Consider the following 18966-nt stretch of genomic DNA (forward strand, 5'->3'; position numbering starts at 1 on the left):
GAACCGCTCGGGAAGGAACCTCAGGTCGTGGCGTGCTCGCGTTCCTTGGCAGGTTTGTAGGTCTCCCAGAAGGTGGCGCCGGTGATATCGAGCGCGCGCGGGTCGAACACCGGATCCAGACCGGATTTCTGCTGACGTTCATAGTCCCGCAGCGCCTTGTAGGCCGGTCGCTGGAGCACGATGATGCCGATGATGTTGAGCCAGGCCATCAGGCCGACGCCGATGTCGCCCAGCGCCCACGCGTCTTTTGCGGTGGAGACCGCGCCCACCGCGACCGAGATCAGAATCAGCGCCTGCAGCACCATGGTGCTGTTCGAGCCGACGGTGCCGCGCAGGAACGGGACCGGTCTGGGCGCGAATTTGCCGAGCAGGAACCGCAGATTGGTTTCGGCCATGTAGTAGTAGGCGATGATCGTGGTCAGGCAGAAGAAAGCCAGCGAGATCGCGACGAAGCTGGAGCCGGCGCCACTCCACAGGGTGTCGAAACCCGCCTGGGCGTAGCCGGGGCCGACCGCGACATCCGACGGCAGCGCGCCGCCGTCAGCGCGCAGCGCGCCGGTGGCGGACTCACCGTCGAACACCCGGTAAGCGCCGGTGGACAGGATCAAGAAGCCGGTCGCGCTGCAGACGAACAGGGTGTCGATGTAGACCGCGAAAGCCTGAACCAAGCCCTGCTTGGCCGGATGGGACACCTCGGCCGCGGCAGCGGAATGCGGTCCGGTGCCCTGCCCGGCCTCATTGGAGTAGACGCCGCGCTTGACGCCCCACATGACCGCCGAGCCGATGATCGCGCCGAAGGCCGAATGCACGCCGAATGCACTCGCGAACACCATGCTCAGCACGCCCGGAATGGCCGAGGCGTTGGCGACGACGATAACGAGCGAGACCGCGATATAGCCGACCGCCATGAACGGCACCACCACGCCCGCGAACGCCGCGATGCGCTTGACGCCGCCGATGATCACGAACGCCAGCACGATGATGATGCCGACGGCTACGCCCCACTCCGGCAGACCCCACGCCGATTGCATGGCCGAGGCCATCGAGTTGGATTGCACACTGGGCATCAGCACACCGCAGGCGAGAATGGTGACCGCCGCGAAAATGATGCCGTAAACCTTGAACGCCGAAGCGGCGCGGGTGTGCGCCATGGCCCGGCTGAAGTAGTACGCGGGCCCACCGCGGTATTCACCGGTCTGCCGATCCTTGGTCTTGTAGATCTGACCGAGGGTGCACTCGACGAACGAGGTGGAAGCACCCAGGAACGCCATCACCCACATCCAGAACAGCGCACCCGGCCCACCGAAGGCGATCGCCGTGGCGACACCCGCGATGTTGCCGGTGCCGATCCGGCCGGACAGCGACATCGCCAGCGCCTGGAACGAGGACACCCCCGCGGCGGACTTCTCGCCGTTCAGCATCAACCGGATCATCTCCGGGACCTGCCGGATCTGGACGAACCTGGTCCGGATGGAGAAATACACTCCGGTGGCCAGACACAGGTAGATCAGGCCTTTGCTCCAGATATAGCTGTTGGCCGTATCGAGAAACGCGCTCACTAACAAACTCCATTCAAGGGATCACCTATCGCCGGAGATCCTTGCACGGGGATTGTTACGCCTTGTTACCGACTGCTGTCGACGGTGTAATAGATGCGGCTCAGCGGGGCATGCGGCGGCAGAATTTCGGCGGTGGCCACGCCTGGGCCGGTGCGGTTACGACGCCGGAGCGTCCCTCGGCTGAGCGCCGCGTGGTGCAAGCCCAAATAGAGGCGATCGCCTCATACCGCCGTGAGCCGTCTGTTCATACGCTGCTTTTCGCTGCCACCATGAACAAGGAGAACCATGCTCACCCCCATCGCTGTTGGTCTCGCTGTCCTGCTGGACCTGCTGATCATTTTCATCGGACTCCGGTTTTTCTTGGTGCCCGATGCCGCTGCCTCGGCATTCGGCGTACCCGCGAGCTCAGCCGGTGACGCCGGCGCCTTCTTGACCGTCAAGGGCCTGCGCGATATCACCTCGGGCGTCATCGGACTTGCCGTGCTCGCTTTCGCCGGAGCACATCCCGCGGGCCTGGCCATGCTGGCCGTTGCCCTCACACCGCTGGGTGACACCGTCATCGTGCTACGCAATGGTGGGACAAAGGCCGTCGCCTTCGGTATTCACTTCGCGACCGCGGTGGTCGTTTTGATCAGTGCCGCTCTGCTACTCGCTGCCTGATGTTCAGAAGGCCGGATTATTCCAATGGGAGGCGCGCCAGCTCGACTCGACTGTTAACGCCGAGTTTCGGGTAGGCGCGATAGAGGTGGTTGCCAACGGTTTTGGGGCTCAGGAACAGCTGGGCGCCGATCTCCCTGTTCGTCGCACCGGCGGCCGCCAGCCGAACCACCTGGAACTCTTGGGAAGTGAGTAGGGCGGCCAGATCCGGCCTGGTTCGTTCGCCGGTACCGCTGCTGATTGTGCTCACACCCGCCGCGCGCAGCTCGTTGCGTGCGCGTTCAGCCCAGGGGTGGGCACGAAGTCGCTCGAATATTTCCAATGCCGTTCGCAATTGCGAGCGTGCCTCGGTCAGCTGCCGTTCGCGGCGCAAGAATTCGCCGTAGAGCAGTCCGGTTCGTGCTTGATCGAACCAATGATGTTCGGCAGCAGCGACTTTCAGCGCCTGAGCGAACAGCTCGCCGTCATCGGCCAGCATGGCCTGACACCGCAGAAGGTGTGCTTGCACCCATGTCGATCCGGTGGCCGTCGCCCAGCGTTCGAGCACTGCCATCGGTTCTCGGGCACGCTGTGGGCTGCGTAGCCGCACCGCGGCTTCCACGCTGTCGCTCATCAGGTGAATCCATTGGCCGAGAGCTTGATTCGGGCTCCGATAGATCGCCTCCATTCGATCCAGCGCCTCCTCGTGCCGGCCATACCCCAGATCCAGCAGCGCCAATGCCCAGCTGCCGCGTGCGGCCGCCGCCGTGTTGAAGCCGCGATTCGCCTGCCGCAGAGCATGTTCGGCGAAGTCCCTGCAGTCTTGCTCGTCGCCTCGGATGGCAGCGAGGATGGACAGGATGGACTGGGCTTGGCCGATCGGGCCCGGTTGGCCGATATCCTCGGCGATCCGCAGCGCGTCGCTCAGCGCCAGCTCCGCCTCATGGAACTCGCCGAGCAGTACCTGCGTCATCCCGAGGCCGCAGCTGACAATAGGTAGCCAGCCGATCATTCCGCGCTCCCGGCATTCGATCACCAAGGCCGCCAAGAGTTCTCGCGCATCGACGAGGTCGCTGGCGATAAACGACTGGACTGCCAGCTTGAAGCGCATGGCCGGCGCCGCGTCAGGCACCGACTTGATGTGCGCGACATTCGCACGAATCAGCTGAACGCCGGCCGCGGGCGCCGGTGAGTGCAATTGGAGTGGGCCGTCGATCATCGCGGCATGCGTTGGGTCGGTGGCTATTTCGACCAGTCGCGTTCGCGCCTGCGTGACCCGGGCCAGATCACCTGCGGTCCAGGCAATGTGGGCGGCCTCGACCAGCATTCGCGCCGCCATGTCCGGCGCTGCCGCGCCAACTCGCACGGCAGCGACGAAGAGCAACTCGTAGGCGAGCGGCGGCGAACCGTTTTCGAGTTCGATCCTGGCCTGCACACCGGCCAGCCGTGCGGCGGCGATCGGCTCCGCCGTCAGCTGTTCGGCCTCGGATATCAGTCGGAGCGCGCGTTCCGGGCGGCCCGCGTCCGCGGCGGCCTCGACTGCGAGTACCAGACGGCGAACGCGCTGGGCTGGGTCCGGGGTGAGCCGCGCCGATCGTTCCAATGCGACAGCGGCAGTGGCATAACCGGTTCGGCCCCGCGCACGTTCAGCGGTCGTCTCCAACGCGGCGGCGACGTGTTCGTCCGGTCCGCTCGCGGCACCGGCGAGGTGCCAGGCCCGGCGATCGGGATCACCGGTGATGGCGGCGGCGATCGCGGCATGTACGGCGCGGCGCTCGGTGAAGGTTGCGGATTCGTAGATGGCTGCGCGCCGGAGTGGATGCCGGAAGGTGATCGTCTGCTCCGAAACGGTCAGCATGCCGGTCGGTTCCGCTGCGGCGAGCACCTCGTCGGTCAATCCGAGTCCGGCAAGAACCCGCAGCACCAGTGCCAGATCGCCGGTCTCCTCCGCCGCCGCCACGAGCAGTGCGGTGCGGATCGAGGCGGGCAGGTCCGCAATGTGGGACTCGTAACCGCGGCGTAGCCGATCCGGCAGCGGCAGCGGGCCGATGGGAAGCAGATCGAGGTCCATTTTCGGCATTTCCAGCAGCGCGAGCGGATTGCCAGCCGCCTCTGCCAGAACCCGGTCACGCAGTTCCTGCGACAGGTCGGGCATGTCGGCTGCCAACAGTTCTCGCGACGCTTGCGGATCGAGCGAACTCAGCCGTAGCTCGGGCAACCCCTGTGCCGCGAAGTTCGCACGTGCGGCGAACAACACGACAATCCCTTCGGCCCCGAGTCGGCGCGCGGTGAACAACAACGCTTCGATCGAGGGCTGATCCAGCCACTGGGCGTCGTCCACCAGCACCAGAACCGGTCCAGCGGTGGACAATTCGGCCAAGAGCGACAATGTTGCGAGGCCGACCAGGAAACGATCCTCGGCGAGCTGGGCACCGCGCAGTCCGAATGCGCCACGCAGGGCGTCGGCTTGCCTTGGCGGCAGCGCGGCGAGGCAGCCGATCGCCGAGGAGGTCAGCAGTTGCAGCCCGGCGAAAGGCAGTTCGGACTCGCACTCGACGCCGGCACAGCGCAACACTCGCCAGGTGTCGTCGACCATGCTCGCGGCTCGGTCGAGCAGCGCTGACTTCCCTGTCCCTGGATCGGCAACGATCACCAGAGCACCACTCGAGCCCGCGCCAGCATCTTCGAGCAACTTGCTGATCTGGCGTTCTTCGCGGGCTCGACCAATTAACACCGCGTCAACCTAGGTGGGCGACGTCGTTTCAGCAAGCGAGGGGCGAACTTCGCGATACCGGCGGCCCGCTGGTGGAGTCGGTATCGTGTCGTGGGATCGAAGGGAAATATCGCGCTGTGAACGAGCTTCCGCACCCTTCCGGCAGGCTTCCCGTGCTCGGTGATGTGCTGGCGATCAATCCTCGCAAGCCGGTTCAGTCGATGGCGAAACTTTCGGAGCAGGTCGGCCCGGTCTACGAGCTGCGTTTCGGTCCGACGCGGATGGTGATCGTGAACAGCGCGGACCTCGCCGACGCGGTGCAATCGGACTTGCTGTGGGAGAAGGAGTTCGGGCCGCCGATCCGGCTCCTGCGGGCGGTGGCACGGACCGGGCTAATAGTCGCGCCCACGAAGGATCCGCAGTGGGGCGCCGCGCATCGTGTACTCATGCCGGGATTCACTCGCGAGGCGATGCGCGGGTATCACCCGGTGCTGGTGGAGGTGATCGGCGAGCTGATCCGCAAGTGGGAAAGTAGCCGCGAACTCGTCGATGTAGCGGGCGAGATGAACTCGATGGCGCTGGAAGTCATGGCCCGTGCGGGATTCGGGCACAGCTTCACGAAGCTCGATGAACCGTCCGCCGCGCAGAGTCCACCGGTCGTGAAATTGATGCTCGATGTACTCCGGTATGCCAGTCGACCGGTGGCAATCAATTTTGTAGACGCCACAGTCGGTCGATTCGCCCTGCGGTGCCACCAGCACAACGTCGCGGAGCTACAGCGCATCGCGGATGCCATGATCGACAGTTACCGGCCCGCAGCCGCCGGGCCCCCTGATCTTCTGCAGCGCATGATGGAAACGCCGGACCCGAAGACCGGGCAACGGCTGTCACGGACTGTCGTGCGGGACCAGATACTCACCTTCTTGATCGCCGGCCACGAAACGAGCGCGGGCACATTGACTTTCGCCCTCCACCTGCTGGCGGACCGCCCGGACATCGTCGAACGGGTGCGTCAGGAGGTCGTCACAATCGCCGGTGGTGACCCGGCGGCCCTCACCTACGAGCAGGTGGCGAAGCTTCAGTTCCTACGCCGAGTCGTCGATGAGGTCCTCCGATTGTGGCCGGTTGCGGGCGGGTTCTTCCGGCGGCCAAAGCAGGACACCCGCCTGGGCGACTACGACATCAGGCGCGGCGAATCGGTATATGTGAATCTCGTTGCCATCCATCGAGACAAAAGCGTGTGGGGACCCGACGCCGACCGGTTCGATCCGGATCGATTCGCACCGGAGGCAACCCCGCACCGTACGCCGGGCGCGTTCAAGCCGTTCGGCATCGGATTGCGTTCCTGCATCGGTCGCCAGTTCGCTATCCACGAGATCGTCCTGACCCTGGTACACGTGCTGTACGCCTTCGATCTGGAGCCGGATCCGAAGTACCACCTCGAGGTTGATGAACTCGTCACTTTGAAGCCGGCCGGACTCAGGATGCGGTTGCGCTCCCGGAACTGAGTCGTCGGCGGATGAGCACCTACTTCCGCCGCGAGGCGACGACGATGTTTGCTGTCAAATAACTACTGTGGGTCCAATGACAGGTAAAAGGGTGCTGACGAAGAAGATCACCGCTCTTGCAGTGGCCACCGCAGCCGTCGGATTACTCGGTGCCTGCAGCAGCGACAACAACGACGGTGCGAGTTCGAGCACCGTTCCGACATCCAATATGACACCTTCGAGCACCGTCTCGACTTCCGCTGCGACTGCAACGGAGGTGGTACCGGGTTCCGCCGCAGCAGCACTGGCCTCCACCCCATGGGAAACCACCTCCGCGACCGGTGCCCAAGGGGCCGAGGTGCCACTGACCGATGACAACGTCAAGAACTACGTCGGCTTCGCCTACTTCAAATCCGACGGCACTTTCACCATGTTCAACCTGGACGACACCCCCAAGATGCACGGCGACTGGTCGGTGTCCCCGGACGGCAAAACCCGCACCATAATCGCGAAAAATGATGCGGGCGAGGAACAATCCCGCCGCGTTGTCGACATCGTCACCCTGAACGATAAGGAATTCACCTACCGCGTCTACCCCAACCCCGACGACAAAGCTGTCTACTACGACATCATCCATACTCCGACGACCCATCCGGAGCCGACCAAGTAGGTCGGGCGAATGCCGGGCCCTCCGCGAAAGTGGAGGCGCTCGGCAGCTATCGCTGTGCGTCAGGACCTGCTGAGCATGCGTGCCAGCCAGCTTCGGCGGGCCTCGACGGTCGCCTGTGAGACTTTCGCGGTGGGGGCGATGCCGTCGAAGATATGGAACCCACCCGCCCAGACGTGCAGTTCGGCGTCTATGCCGGCAGCCCAGAGGCGGTGCGCGAAGGTGGTGTCCTCGTCGCGGAAGATCTCGGCCGACCCGACATCGATGAAGGTGCTCGGGAGACCGGACAAGTCGCCGGCCCGAGCGGCCGCTTCATCGCTGGAGAGGTCTGCGCCGCCGCGGCGGTCACCGAGCAGCGCCGACCACCCCGTGCTGTTGCTGATCCCGGTCCACGAGCCGGATTCGGCGTATTGCGCGGCCGAGAGGGTGTTGTCGCGATCGTCGAGCATCGGACTCATCAGCAACTGCCCGAAAATCGTTGGGCCACCGGCGTCCCGGGCGCGCAGCACGGTACTGGCGGCGATCCCAGCACCCGCGGAGGTGCCCGCGACCAAGATTCGAGCGGGGTCGATCCTCAGCGCGCGATGCTGGTCCGCGAGCCAGGCCAGGGTGAAGAACGCGTCCTCGACAGCGGCGGGGGCCGGGTGCTCGGGAGCGAGTCGGTAGTCGAGTGTGACTGCGACCAGCCCGAACTCGTCGACCCAGTCGAGCACGGGAGCGATGCCGGTGAAACGGTCGCCGATGATCATGCCGCCACCGTGCAGGTACAGCATCGCCGGGGCCGCGGGCACGGCCCGGGCCGGCCGCAGCACGGTGACCGGCAGCGGGCCGCCGGGGCCGTCGAGTTCGATCTCGTCGTAGCTGATCGGCCGCCCGCCGATGAGGTCATCGAGCGGCGGAGTGAACGGCGCCGACCGTAGCAGCGGGATCATCTCGGCGGTGATCGTGTGCGGGATCGGACTCACGGCGAGCGCATCGGCGAGTTCGGGATCGAATGGCGGGGTGGTGATCATGTCAGGTCCTCGGGGTAGCAGCGGTGATAGCTCGGGCGGCCAGTCGTCGAGAGCGGGGTAGTCGGTGTAGCCGCGGTGATCACCGCCGTAGAAGGTGGCCGGGTCGGGTTCGTTGAGTGCGGCGCCGGCGCGGACCCGCGCGGGCAGGTCGGGATTGGCCAAGGCGGCGGCACCAACGGCGATGACGTCGGCTGTGCCGTTGTCGAGGTCGGCGATGCGTGCGTCGAGATCGGCACCGGCGCGGTTCACCACCAGGCGCTCCGGCCAGATCCCCCGGATCGTCCGCAGGAGCTGTTCGTCTCCGGCGTGCACCAGGTGCAGATAGGCGAGGTCGAGATCGGCCAGTTCGGCGGTGAGGTGGGTGTAGAGCGCGTGGGTGTCGGTTTCGGTGATGTCGTTGAACGGGTTGGCCGGGGAGATCCGGAATCCGGTGCGGGCGGCGCCGATTTCGGCGGCCACGGCCGCGGCGACTTCGAGGGGGAAACGCGCGCGGCCGGTGATGGAACCGCCGTAGCGGTCCGTGCGCTGGTTGGCGTTCGCGCTGAGGAACTGGTGCAGCAAATAGCCATTGGCGCCGTGGATCTCGACTCCGTCGGCTCCCGCGTCGATGGCCATGGCCGCCGCCGCACGGAACTCCTCGACGGTGCGCGCTATGGCGTCCTCGTCGAGTGCCACCGGCTGGGCCATGGGTTGTGGCCCGGTGGCGGTGAACATCATCGCGTCGGCCGCGATCGGCGACGGCGCGACCGGCAGCCGGCCATGGGGAGTGTTGGCGGGATGGGAGACTCGGCCGACGTGCATCAGCTGGATGACAAACGAGGCGCCGGCTTCGTGGACCGCGGCGGCGACTGATTTCCAGGCATCGACGTGTGCGGGTTCATGGATGCCGGGAGTGTTGAGATAGCCCTGCCCGTCGGGAGAAGGCTGGGTGCCCTCGCTGATGAGCATCGAGAACCCGGACCGCTGCTGGTAGTAGGTCGCGGTCAGCTCGGTGACACTGCCGTCGGCGGCGGCGCGACTGCGCGTCATCGGCGCCATCGCGAGGCGGTGCGGCAGGGTGATGCTGCCCAGCTGTGCAGGTGTCCAGAGGATCTGGTCGTTCATGATTGTGTGCTCCTGAAAGAGGTTGTGCGGGTTGAGGTTCAGGCGTTGATCTGGATGACGGTCTTGCCGCGTAGCGCCCCGCGCGCACCGAGCTCGTGCACCCGGGGCAGGTCGGCGAGTAGGTAGCGCTCGCTGATGTCCAGGCGCAGCGCGCCGCCGTCCACCAGCGCCGCCAGGTGGGTGAGCTGCTGGGCGTCGCTGCGTGCGAAGACGTTGGCGGCGCGGACTTTCCGGTCGGCATCGGGCTCCGCCGGAGTCGTGGTGGAGACCAGCACGCCACCGTCCGCGATGCGGTCACGCAGGGCGACCAGCTCGGTGGCGGAGTTGCGAACCAGATTGATCACGACGTCGACGGGCTCGGGCACCGCCTCGGTGACCGGGGTGCGGGTGTAGTCGATGATCTCGTCGGCGCCCGCCGCGCGAACCGCGTCGCGGCTGCGCGGGCCGGCCGTCGCGAGGACGTACGCGCCGAGGTGTTTGGCGAGACCGACCACGAATCCGCCGACGCCGCCGCCGGCTCCGTTGACCAGTACGCGTGCGCCCGAATGCACGCTCGCGTGCTCGACCAGTGCCTGCCACGCGGTCAGCCCTGCCGAGGGCAGCGCGGCGGCATCGACCAGCGCGACCGAGGTCGGGGCGAGCGCGAGCAGGTTCGCCGGGGCGGCGACATAGTCGGCGGCGGCTCCCGCGGCGTTCATCGGCAGAAACGCCAGCACCGTGGTGCCTACGAGCGAACGGTCGACGCCCGCCCCGACTGCGGTGACGACGCCGCTGACGTCGATACCTGGAATGTGCGGCAGGTCCAGCGGGAATTGCCGCTGGAGATAGCCGGCCCGCAGGGTGGCGTCGACCGGGTTGAAGGTCGTGGCCGCGACGCGGATGAGGGCCTCGCCCGGTCCTGGCGTCGGCTCCGGGATCTCCGCGAGTTCGAGGACCGTCGGGTCTCCGTAAGTGGTGAAACGAATGGCGTGCATGGCTGCCTCCTAGAAGATGCTTCGAATTCGAAGCGTATCAGCGATCGTCAGTTACTTCAAATTCGAAGCGAATGGTATGGTTGCGTCATGTCCCAGCCGCCGGCCGAGTTCGACGCCTATTTCGCCTTGCTCGAGGTCGGATCCCTGGTGCAGCACGGTGTCGAGCAGCAACTCCGCGACACGGGCGGGCTCAGCTTCGTGCAGTTCCAGATCCTGGCCGTCCTGGCCGAGTCCGCGGATGGCACCCAGACCATGACCACCGTCGCCGACCGCCTCGTGCACAGTCGCAGCGGTCTCACCTATCAGGCGCAGAAGCTCGAAGCCGCCGGGCTGCTCACCCGATCACCCGCGCCGGGGGATGACAGGACCACCGTCCTCGCGCTCAGCGTTCAAGGGCGCGAGCTACTCGCGCGAGTCTTGCCGGGCCACATCGACGTTGTCCGTGACGTCCTGCTCGACCCACTCGATGCGGGCGACCGCGCAGAACTCACCCGAATCCTGGACAAAGTCCGGCTACACATGCGCCGCCGCCCTCCGCGTTCCGCCAAGCGCTGAGTAATAGTCCCTGGCCACTACTTCGGCTGCCGTCCTGACCAGCATCGAAAGCTGATCCGGGGCTTGTGGTGAATGTCGATGTCATGACTATGAAATTACGAAGCCAGGCACCCCTGCCGAATCCGTCGAACGACTGCGAACCCGACTGCACCGCATGGCTTACACGCCTGGCCGTGCAGTGGGAATTGCTCGACCGCGCGGTCGCGGTTACGACTTCGGGCGACATGGAGGTGGAGGCGGCCCGTGCAGCAGTGCTGGAAAGGGCGGCGCGGTGCGACGTAGCAAAAAATGCTGCGGTTTTGTGTGCGCGAGAGGGGACTTGAACCCCTCAAACCGGCGAATTCGCTGACGGTGCGTGTTCGATCACATCGAACAGTAGGTATCCCATGTGGCGATATCAAGCCGCTACCAGCGGATATCCCACGAGTCGCAGCGCTCGCGATTCTGCTGCACACGGCAGAACCGAGAACCGCCCGAGCCCGCACCGATTTCAGGATGCGATTCGGCTGGCCCACGTAGTCCCCGAGCGCACCATATGCCGAGTGGGGACCGCTCACGGGAACGCAGGAAACGCGGTCGTTTCCGCAGTTCAGAACCCTGGATCCGCTACAGGGTTAGGTTTCCGCTGTGGCAGATAAACCGGAGTACTCCGAAATGCTCTGCTTGTTGAAGGAGTCAAAGCCGTCCCTCGCGCATGCTCTGATCTTGGCGGAGCGACGGCGCTCCGAGCGGCTCGCGGGCTACCTTGAGGGGAAACGCCTTCGCGGTCTTGAGCAACTCTTCTCCTACCTTGAGGCCGCAGAGAAGGCATACGGTGAAACGCCTGCGATAGCGGGCGCGGCGTTCCTTGTCGGGCGCGTGAGATCGGATTACCAGACTGCGCTGGAAGCCACGCTTTCCGGCTACCAGGCAGTCGCGTCAGATGCGATGCGCGATGTGATGGAGATCGAGTGCCTGTTGCTGGACTTCGCGGCGAGTCCAGAAAATCTAGATGAATGGCTCGAATCCGACGCGAGTTTGAGGCGGACCAAGTATTGGCCGGTGAAGGTTCGCACACGGCTACAAAGCCTTGGGGTGGAGCCGTTCGCCCACGATGATTTCGAGCCAATTGACTACAACGCTCACAGTGAATCACTCCACGTGACCCCGGGACAAACGGTACCCGTTCGTGGCCCAGATCCGCTGAACGATCTGCTGCCGTTCTACGGAGATATCGGATTCATGGAGATGTTCGAGCATGGCCGTCGAGTACTGCGAGCCATCGAACTGCTGCGCGGAGTGGCGATGGAATCCCTCGACGATTACGTGCCTTTAGCGCATCGCGACGAATTCGATAGTGCACATTCGCGCACCTACGAGATGCAGGTGATGATGATCGGATTCATGGAAGCGCCCGCAGTTCTCCGAGGGCGCCTGGGGCGCGAGTCAACCACGGCCGAGCGTCTCCAGTATGTACTTGAGGAGCTTGAGACCAAGTGCTGGCCATCCGGTCCGGGGAAGGAGAAGAGCGACGATTGACATTCGGCCGCCTCCTACTCACTGCGTCTATTGACTGTCGTCGGTGGGGCCCAGTCCCGACACCGGGATAGACGTCGACCACTAGGACAGCGATCATCTGCGCGTGTCCTACGGATGCCGTTCATCGGCACGCTCCATGATTTGGGTCTCGATGCCTCTGAGACCGACGTCCGGAAATGCGCTGTCCGCTCGTCCGGAAGCGGGCGATTCACCAACGGAGCCACCCCTCGTCGCACTCTTTGGGATCATGTGGTTGGGAGCGTGTGAGTCTCGGGACAGATCGTCTCGATTCCGGCTCCCGGGTGGGGAGAAGCCACGTGGTGTCTCAGTATTTGCCGTTGGTCGGGGTTCTGGTCGGTGGGATGCTCACGTTCACCGGCGGATTCGTGGCTGAGCGGGTGCGTTGGAATCGAACTCAAGCGGTTCGGTGGGATGAGCGTCGCCAGGCGGCGTATGCGGATTACGCGTCGTCGGTGAAGGCGGAAGCGATCCTCTACCTGAAGATCGCGAACGCGAAGGGTGTGCGCGATCGGCCCAACGTGGGCATGCCGGAGCTTTCCGATCTGATTGCCTTGGCGGCCGGCGTCGAGCACACACGCATCGAGCGCTTCGCGGTCGTACAGCTGATCGGCTCATCGCGCGTAGTTGATGCTGGTCGCGAGTGGCAATCGTCGGTCTGGCGCCTCGGAACAGTACTCGCCCCTGACTTCACCGGAGGGCAATCGCATTTCGAGGCACTGTACGACGCCGCGGTCGAAGCACGTTACGAGTTCTACAAGCAAGCGAGATTGGACCTCGGGGTCGCGGGCGATTTGACACCGCCGATCTCGCTCGCGGACTGGACTGCTCGTTGGTCACTGCGTGGTCCGACCTGAACCACCCTGCGTTGTCATCTGATCCAAGCTGAGCGGCCGCGGTCGCCCGAGGCTTTCGGTTAGCGGGGAGGGCGCGATCGTTGCCCATAGGGTCCGCGCTCTTGCACCTTGCTGTGTGGCAGCGGTGACAAGAGTTTGGGCGCAGAAGGGGACTCGATCGCATCGAGTCGGCGAATTCGCTGACGAAGGGTGTTCGATCACATCGAATACTAGGATTGCGATGCCACGATATCAAGCCGCTATTGGCGGCGTATGCGAATAGGTGGGGCGTCGGGACCGCCCCGAGCCGCAGCGATACTCCTTGTGCCGAGCCAGGGCAAAACCGTGAACCGCCTGGCCCGGACCAGAAGCGAGATGCTTTCGCGAACGCACTGTAGTGCTGCGGGTTCGTACCACTGGGGCACAACCGATTTGGGTTCGCTGGGATCTTCGTCATGGGAACCTCTCAAGCGGTCGGCACGAGGTCGGCCTGGATCAAGGTCGAGCCAGCGGCTAACCCGCACGAGATCTCTTCGCGCTCAGCCAAACTCGGCCGCACAACGCCGGTCCGTCGATGTGGTAGCGCTTGAGCTGGTCACGCACTGCGGATGGATGCCGATGCATCCCGCCAGCCAGCACTTTCACCGCTTTGCCCGCACTGCCACCACACCTCATCGATCGCAGGATCGGACAACGCCGTTTTTGGTCGTCAGACACCACATCCCGAGTCATCGCGAGAATCCAGTGTTGCTCTGAACCTATTGAGTGGGCGCCGTGATTCCGGGGCGGCTGGGCATGAAGGTCTCTAGGCTGGTGCGCATGCGGCGGCCGAGTCGAGGAGATCGGGAATGCGCGATGGCGGCGGACGAGTCGGCTGACCGGCAGAACACGCAGATCGCGGCGCTGCAGGTAGCGATCGAGGGCTGGCTGCAGCGGGCAGAATCGGGTGACCGGGAGGCGGTCCTGCATCCGGAGGCCGCGAGGCAAGCGCAAGAGCTGTTCGCCTTGATACATGACGACGATGGCGCGGATGTCGGAGGGCTGTGGCTGCTGGGTTGGCTGCACTGGTACCGCTACCTGGCCTTACCTGAAGGCCGGAACGGGCCAGACCTGCACGCCGCGGTGGAGATGCTAACCGCGTGTTTCCTCGCCGGAGCCGAGCCGCTGCCCGCGCCGTTGTTGCCCATTCTCGCCGAGCAGGCGAGTCCTATCGTGGTCGGGCTGCTACAGCACGCACTCAACTCAACCGACGTGGACGCCGTCAGCGCTGCAGTGCAAGGGTTTCGGCGAATCCTGGTAGCGACCCCGGCTGGCCATCCCGCTCGAGCAGGGCATTTGGCCAACCTCGGAGGAGCGCTGCAGACCAGGGCCGAGCGCACAGGCGCGCTCGAAGATTTGGACGAGGCCGTGCAGGTCGGGCGTGATGCCGTGGCCGCCATCCCCGCCGACCACCCCGACCGGGGCGGGTATCTGTCCAACCTCGGGAACTTCCTGCAGGCTCGATTCCGGCGTACGGGGATGCAGAAGGATCTAGACGAGGCTGTGCGGATTGGGCGTGTTGCGGTGGCCGCCACGCCCGCCGACCACCCCGCCCGAGCCTGGTTCCTGTCCAACCTCGGGGGAGCCCTGCAGACCAGGTGTGAGCGTGTAGGCGCGCTTGAGGATTTGGACGAGGCCGTGGAGGTGGGGCGTGATGCGGTGGCCGCCACGCCCGCCGACCACCCCGACCGGGCAGGGTATCTGTCCAACCTCGGGACATCCCTGCTTACCAGGTTCGAGCGTGTGGATGCGCTTGAGGATTTGGACGAGGCCGTGGAGGTGGGGCGTGATGCGGTGGCCGCCACTCCCATCGACCATCCCTCCCGAGCGAGGCGCCTGTCCAACCTCGGACACGCCCTCCGGGCTCGGATCGAGCGTTCGGGAGCACTGGAAGATATCAATGAGGCCACTCGAACAATGCGCTATGCAGTAGCCGCGACCGCATCCGACCACCCCGACTGGGCGACGCACTTGTCCAGCCTTGGGATTACCCTCCAGACTCGTTTCCAGCGGGCGGGGACGCTCGAGGATTTGGACGAGGCCGTGCAGGTGGGGCGTGATGCGGTGGCCGCCACCCCAACCGACCACCCACTCCGAGCGAACTTCCTGTCCAGCCTGGGAAATGCACTGCAGACCAGGTACCAGCGTGTGGGCGCACTCGAGGATGCGGACGAGGCCGTGCAAGCAATACGCGACGCAGTAGCTGCGACCCCGATCCACCACACCGACCGAGCCAGGCTTTCGTCCCTCCTCGGGGCATCTTTGCTTGTCAGGTTCAAGCGTGTGGACGCGCGCGAGGATTTGGACGAGGCCGTGCAGGTGGGGCGTGATGCGGTGGCCGCCACGCCCGCCGACCACCCCGACCGGGCCGGATACCTGTCCAACCTCGGGGCAGCCCTGCAGATCAGGTACCGGCGTGCGGGTGCGCTCCAAGATTTGGACGAGGCCGTGCAGGTGGGGCGTGGTGCGGTGGCTGTCACCCCTACAGACCACCCTGACCGGGCCGGATATCTGTCCAATCTCGGGGCGGCCCTGCTTGCCAGGTTCGAGCGTGTAGGCGCGCTCGAGGACTTGGACGAGGGCGTGCAAGCAGTGCGCGACGCTGTGGGCGCGACCGCCACCGACCATCCCGACCGGGGCGGGAACCTGTCCAATCTCGGAGTAGCCCTGAGGACTCGGTTCCAGCGTCTAGGGATGCGGGAGGATCTGGACAAGGCGGTCGAGGTATTTGAGCAGGCGTCGAATCTGGCTGTGGCGGGTGCGTCGGTTCGGATTCGGGCTGGGCGCGACGCCGGTCGACTGGTGGCGTCGCGGGAACCTGCACGTGCGGCCCGACTGCTGGCTGCGGCAGTGCGGTTATTGCCGCAGGTAGCTCCGCGCCAGTTGCAGCGGACCGATCAGCAGTACGCCCTCGGTGGATACGCAGGGCTGGCCGCCGACGCTGCCGCCCTGGCACTGGGCGACCCCTCAACACCTGTCGACCAACGGGCAGGCGCGGCATTGCAGTTGCTGGAAGCTGGCCGTGCGGTGCTGCTCAGCCAGGCAATGCATGTCCGTAGTGACCTCACCGAACTTACCCGTCACCACCCCGAATTGGCCGACCGATTCATCCGGCTGCGCGACCAACTCGATCGCACCCCCGACGCCGTCGCTGCCACCACACTTGACGACAACGCCGACATGTCGTCCGCTGTCGAGCCTAACGGGCGAGATCGGCATCGGCTCGCCCGCGAGTTCGACGACCTGCTGGCCCGTATCCGTGCGGCGGACGGGTTCGCATCCTTCGGGTTGCCACCCTCGCGTGAGCAGTTGCTTACTCAAGCTGCACACGGACCAGTCGTGGTGTTCAACATCAGCCAATACCGCAGCGACGCTCTGCTACTCACCACCGCGGGCATCACCGCCCTGCCACTGCCCGACTTGGCCCTGGACACGGTCACTGACCAGGTGAACACCTTCCACGACGCCCTCACCATCACTAATAGCCCGGACACGACCTTCGCCGAGCGGAGCGCAGCCCAACAACAGTTGAACCGGGTCTTGGAATGGTTGTGGGACAACGCCACCGGCCCCGTCCTGAATGCACTCGGCTACCACGGCGGACCGGCACCAGGCATGTCATGGCCGCGGGTGTGGTGGATTCCTGGCGGAGTCCTGGGCCTTCTCCCCGTCCATGCCGCCGGCTACCACGCTCCCGGATCCCGACCCACGATGCGAACGGCGTTGGACCGGGTCGTGTCGTCCTACACTCCCACCATCACTGCCCTCCGTCACGCCCGCCGCGACCCACCTGCCGGAGACCCCGCCACCACACGGCGTGCGTTGGTCGTGGCGATGCCGACCACTCCCGACCTCCCTGGCCAGAACCTGGACTATGTGTCCGTTGAAGCTCGCAGAGTAGCCGCCCACCTGCCCGGCGCGCTCATCCTCACCGAACCCGGCCCCGCCGATCACCCTGCCGATGGAAGCGCGCCCACGACAGCCACGGTCCTGGAACTGTTGCCCACACATGCGATCGCGCATTTCGCCTGCCACGGCCTTAGCGACCCCACTGACCCCTCCCACAGCCGCCTGCTTTTACACGACCACACCAGCGATCCCCTCAACGTCGCCGCACTCGCCCCCCTGCACCTCGACCACGTCCGACTGGCCTACCTCTCAGCCTGCGAAACTGCCCTCACCCGCCACACCCGGCTCCTCGATGAATCCATTCACCTCACCACAGCATTCCAACTCGCCGGCTACCCCCACGTCATCGGCACCCTCTGGGCCATCAACGATCACATCGCCGCCGACATCGCCGACACCTTCTACACCACGCTGAACCCCCACGCCACCATGAACACACGCCACGCTGCCCGGGCGCTCCACGACACCATGCGAGCCGTCCGCGACCAACTCCCGGTCACGCCCTCCCTCTGGGCCGCCTACCTCCATTGCGGCGCGTGACCCCGATCGCACACACCCCAGCCAGCAAACCGGAACGACTCGGTATCCGGTTTGATCACACCCGATCACTGCGTCTTGTAGTAGCTGTGGACAGGTCAGCAGGCTGACAATGGATCAATATAGCGAGCTATGTTTCAGCGAAAAGGGTACCTCGGGACGGGAGCGCGCCGATTGATTCTGGTGGCGCACAGCATGGGCGGACAGCGTCCGGCGACGTACGCCCGTCAGTGAAATCGAGATCCTCGTAGAGGGTGTCGTAGTCGGCCAACTCGGCACCAACCAGTGACGCGACATGCAGTTTCGCGTCTTTCAGCTTCGCGCCGCCAAGTTTCGCGTGATCCAGGATGGCACGCTGCAAGCGGGCGTCGGACAGATCCGCACGGAAGAGGTTTGCCCGGCTGCGACGCCCCGCACAGATGACCGCGCCAAGAAGCAAACACTGCGGCGGTGGGCAGTAGAGCCCGTTATCCCACGGCCAACGCCGACGGTAGGCGCAGCACTACTCGGGAGCACTCGCTCGATATCGCCGCCACCATCGATAAAACGATCAACGATGGGGATCAGGAAATGCAGCAAGACATAGGACCTGAGTTTGAGCCACGCAACAATATTCGATCCCGGGTCTCTGGGGGGCGCTTGCACACTCTGGACAGGGCTCCCACATCCACGGGCGGGGCGTGGAACGCTGCAGCCAGGCTCGGGCGGATGCTCTGGGCGCCGCCACCGCGGCGACCCGTGTGGTCGGCGCTCTTGCTGAAGGTCACTCGCCGCCGCCAGAACTGACAGTCACCAATGCCGAGCCGATGTTGGATGGCTGGGAGCACATGTCGGCTACTGAACCGCGAAAATGGCACCCTGCAGTGGAGCGTCGATGTCAGATCGTGCCGACAATCCTTGGAGGGACGTGCCCTTGGCATCTGGTGTCGATTGCGGTGTCGGCACGGACCTTCTTCAGATCCCCTAACAATCCCCAAACCTTCTGGTCTGCTCTTGTTTTCGCTACCGGCGGCTCCGCAGATAGGAGACAATTGCGCGATTAGCGGAGAAGTGGCGTGGAGGACGCTACCTGCACAGGGCAAGAGTTGATGGGTGCCAGATGCGTGCCGGAAGACAGCGTGGCGGGCGGAGCTCTGGGGTGGACTTGGACACTGCAATCGCGCACCCAGCGACGGTCGGGGGCTATGGCGGATCCAGCCGAGGGCCGGTCGGAGATCCTGCCAGCAGTGGAAGCAACTACCGCGGCCGACATTCCACGACGCTACGAGCCGGTATCACCCGAACAGAACCTTGGCAGTGAGGAGACAGACCAATGTCGAGCACGGATGGTCGAAAGCTGGCGTGGTGTGTGGCTGTTGCGTGCCTGATTGTGGTCGCCGGGCTCGTAGCCGCAGCTCTTCT

At 65.1% G+C, this 18966-nt stretch carries 12 protein-coding genes; 7 read left to right on the plus strand and 5 right to left on the minus strand.

The genetic code is table 11. The annotated features are described in order from the left end of the window. Positions 1–20: 20 nt before the first annotated feature. Positions 21–1559, minus strand: coding sequence for a sodium:alanine symporter family protein (locus tag IBX22_RS33220; protein ID WP_194819759.1), 1539 nt, complete (start codon positions 1557–1559; stop codon positions 21–23). Between the two features lie 285 nt (positions 1560–1844). On the opposite strand from IBX22_RS33220, the gene IBX22_RS33225 reads away from it, so the two are divergent. Next, positions 1845–2219 carry a DUF4267 domain-containing protein gene (locus IBX22_RS33225; RefSeq protein WP_194819760.1) on the plus strand — a complete coding sequence of 125 codons (375 nt, stop codon included), beginning with the start codon at positions 1845–1847 and terminating at the stop codon, positions 2217–2219. Positions 2220–2235: 16 nt separating this feature from the next. Here IBX22_RS33225 and IBX22_RS38410 read toward each other — a convergent pair whose 3' ends face one another. Continuing rightward, positions 2236–4929: a helix-turn-helix transcriptional regulator gene (locus tag IBX22_RS38410; protein WP_194819761.1), complete on the minus strand. Its 2694-nt coding sequence runs from the start codon at positions 4927–4929 to the stop codon at positions 2236–2238. A gap of 116 nt (positions 4930–5045) precedes the next feature. Between IBX22_RS38410 and IBX22_RS33235 the strand changes: the two genes are divergently transcribed. Both IBX22_RS33235 and IBX22_RS33240 read left to right on the plus strand, forming a co-directional pair. Continuing rightward, entirely contained in the window at positions 5046–6416 is a 1371-nt protein-coding gene (locus IBX22_RS33235; RefSeq protein WP_194819762.1) for a cytochrome P450, read from the plus strand. A 76-nt stretch (positions 6417–6492) separates the two neighbouring features. Then, positions 6493–7065 carry a DUF4822 domain-containing protein gene (locus IBX22_RS33240; protein ID WP_228539996.1) on the plus strand — a complete coding sequence of 191 codons (573 nt, stop codon included), beginning with the start codon at positions 6493–6495 and terminating at the stop codon, positions 7063–7065. Between the two features lie 59 nt (positions 7066–7124). On the opposite strand, the gene IBX22_RS38415 is transcribed toward IBX22_RS33240, so the two are convergent. Further along, positions 7125–9179 carry an alpha/beta hydrolase fold domain-containing protein gene (locus tag IBX22_RS38415; protein WP_194819763.1) on the minus strand — a complete coding sequence of 685 codons (2055 nt, stop codon included), beginning with the start codon at positions 9177–9179 and terminating at the stop codon, positions 7125–7127. A 38-nt stretch (positions 9180–9217) separates the two neighbouring features. Then, positions 9218–10153: an NADP-dependent oxidoreductase gene (locus IBX22_RS33250; protein WP_194819764.1), complete on the minus strand. Its 936-nt coding sequence runs from the start codon at positions 10151–10153 to the stop codon at positions 9218–9220. Positions 10154–10240: 87 nt separating this feature from the next. Here IBX22_RS33250 and IBX22_RS33255 point away from each other — a divergent pair, with 87 nt between their 5' ends. The 4 genes from IBX22_RS33255 to IBX22_RS33270 all read left to right on the plus strand — a co-directional run bounded on the left by IBX22_RS33255 (position 10241) and on the right by IBX22_RS33270 (position 17568). Next, the gene (locus tag IBX22_RS33255; protein ID WP_194819765.1) at positions 10241–10708 is read left to right on the plus strand and encodes a MarR family winged helix-turn-helix transcriptional regulator; all 468 of its coding nucleotides are present in this window, start codon (positions 10241–10243) and stop codon (positions 10706–10708) included. 627 nt (positions 10709–11335) lie between these two features. Next, positions 11336–12226, plus strand: coding sequence for a hypothetical protein (locus IBX22_RS33260; protein ID WP_194819766.1), 891 nt, complete (start codon positions 11336–11338; stop codon positions 12224–12226). 362 nt (positions 12227–12588) lie between these two features. Then, complete coding sequence (locus IBX22_RS33265; RefSeq protein WP_194819767.1) at positions 12589–13101, plus strand: hypothetical protein; 513 nt, start codon at positions 12589–12591, stop codon at positions 13099–13101. 753 nt (positions 13102–13854) lie between these two features. Further along, positions 13855–17568 (plus strand): CHAT domain-containing protein, encoded by a 3714-nt coding sequence (locus tag IBX22_RS33270; RefSeq protein ID WP_194819768.1) that lies wholly within the window; start codon positions 13855–13857, stop codon positions 17566–17568. Between the two features lie 127 nt (positions 17569–17695). On the opposite strand, the gene IBX22_RS38610 is transcribed toward IBX22_RS33270, so the two are convergent. Beyond that, positions 17696–18004 (minus strand): pentapeptide repeat-containing protein, encoded by a 309-nt coding sequence (locus tag IBX22_RS38610; protein ID WP_194819769.1) that lies wholly within the window; start codon positions 18002–18004, stop codon positions 17696–17698. Positions 18005–18966 lie beyond the last annotated feature (962 nt).

The organism is Nocardia sp. XZ_19_385 (genome assembly GCF_015355755.1).
Taxonomy (GTDB): Bacteria; Actinomycetota; Actinomycetes; order Mycobacteriales; family Mycobacteriaceae; genus Nocardia.

Coding starts and splice junctions, on each gene's coding strand:
- IBX22_RS33225 (WP_194819760.1), top strand. CDS start 1,845: ATGCTCACCCCCATCGCTGTTGGTCTCGCTGTCCTGCTGGACCTGCTG.
- IBX22_RS33240 (WP_228539996.1), top strand. CDS start 6,493: ATGACAGGTAAAAGGGTGCTGACGAAGAAGATCACCGCTCTTGCAGTG.
- IBX22_RS38415 (WP_194819763.1), bottom strand. CDS start 9,179: ATGAACGACCAGATCCTCTGGACACCTGCACAGCTGGGCAGCATCACC.
- IBX22_RS33250 (WP_194819764.1), bottom strand. CDS start 10,153: ATGCACGCCATTCGTTTCACCACTTACGGAGACCCGACGGTCCTCGAA.
- IBX22_RS33255 (WP_194819765.1), top strand. CDS start 10,241: ATGTCCCAGCCGCCGGCCGAGTTCGACGCCTATTTCGCCTTGCTCGAG.
- IBX22_RS33265 (WP_194819767.1), top strand. CDS start 12,589: ATGCTCACGTTCACCGGCGGATTCGTGGCTGAGCGGGTGCGTTGGAAT.